Origin of the sequence: Streptomyces polyasparticus, from assembly GCF_014493765.1 — a bacterium.
GTDB classification, from domain to species: domain Bacteria; phylum Actinomycetota; class Actinomycetes; order Streptomycetales; family Streptomycetaceae; genus Streptomyces; species Streptomyces polyasparticus.
The window spans coordinates 1-831 of the sequence record NZ_JACTVJ010000131.1 but is presented as its reverse complement, the minus strand read 5'-3'; the positions used below and the strand labels follow the sequence as shown (position 1 = coordinate 831).

Sequence of the window (831 nt, the reverse complement as noted above, 5' to 3'; positions counted from 1 at the left end):
TAACACAATGAGGTGCATCGGCCCTGGTAGCCGTGCCTGGAAGGCGAGTTGTGCGTTGTCCGGGCCGTGGGGACTTCACCGTGGATCGTGCCGGACGACCTGTGGGAGCGCATCGAGCCGCTGCTGCCGAAGAAGGAGCGCCGCTTCCGCTACCCCGGCCGCCTGCCCGTCCCGGACCGGCAAGTCCTGTGCGGGATTCTGTACGTCCTGCACACAGACATTCAGTGGGAACACCTCCCCAAGGAGCTTGTATTCGGCTCCGGGATGACGTGCTGGCGTCGGTTGCGGGACTGGAACGAGGCCAGCGTCTGGCAACGGCTGCACGAAGTGCTGCTGGCCGAACTGAACGCCGCCGCACGGCTCGACTGGTCCCGCTGCGTGGTCGACTCCTCCCACATCAGGGCCCTAAAAGGGGGCTCCACACGGGCCCATCGCAGGTCGACCGGGGCCGGGCAGGCTCCAAGCATCACGTAATCACCGACGGTCACGGCACTCCGCTCGCGGTCATTCTCACCGGCGGCAACCGCAACGACGTCACTCAGCTGATGCCGCTGCTGGACGCCATCCCGCCCATCCGTGGCCGGGTGGGGCGCCCGCGCCGCAAGCCGGACTCACTCTTCGCCGACCGCGGCTACGACCATGACATCTACCGCGACCAGCTCCGCGCCCGCGGCATCGTGCCAGCCATCGCACGCCGAAACACCCGACACGGCACCGGACTTGGCGTCTACCGATGGGTGGTCGAGCGGACCTTCGCCTGGCTGCACGGCTTCCGACGACCCCGAGTCCGCTGGGAACGCCGGGCCGACATCCACGAAGCCTTCCTCAAAC

General features: G+C 67.6%; 1 protein-coding gene. It reads left to right on the top strand.

Translation table 11 applies throughout. The features are described 5' to 3' along the window. Nucleotides 1-66 precede the first annotated feature (66 nt). Nucleotides 67-831 (top strand): IS5 family transposase gene (locus H9Y04_RS45815; protein WP_438818231.1). Its coding sequence is split into 2 segments (ribosomal slippage), with 763 coding nucleotides annotated over them: nt 67-405 and nt 408-831; the frame shifts between segments, so codons are not numbered across the junction. This gene is flagged as partial in the annotation.